The sequence below is a fragment of the Pseudoalteromonas sp. RB2-MNA-CIBAN-0110 genome (assembly GCF_040309305.1).
GTDB classification, from domain to species: Bacteria; Pseudomonadota; Gammaproteobacteria; order Enterobacterales; family Alteromonadaceae; genus Pseudoalteromonas; species Pseudoalteromonas arctica.
Genome location: NZ_JBEOOQ010000220.1, coordinates 1 through 261, shown reverse-complemented (window position 1 = coordinate 261; position 261 = coordinate 1). Strand labels below are relative to the sequence as shown.

Below are 261 nucleotides of genomic sequence, written 5' to 3'. Positions count from 1 at the left end.
GATCATGATCGATTACCTGCAATTAATGCAGGTACCGTCGTTAAAAGATAATCGTACCTTAGAAATTTCAGAGATCTCTCGTTCATTAAAAGCCTTAGCCAAAGAATTAGAAGTACCTGTTATTGCACTGTCGCAGCTTAACCGCTCGCTAGAGCAACGAGCCGATAAACGCCCAATTAACTCTGACTTACGTGAATCGGGTGCGATTGAGCAGGATGCCGATTTAATTATGTTCATCTATCGCGACGAAGTGTATAACGA

The 261-nt window shown here is 42.1% G+C and carries 1 protein-coding gene; it reads left to right on the top strand.

Annotated features, from left to right (window positions below; genetic code table 11):
• The coding region (locus AAEY68_RS21255) for a DnaB-like helicase C-terminal domain-containing protein (protein ID WP_350586850.1) at window positions 1-261 on the top strand (261 nt) is incomplete at both ends.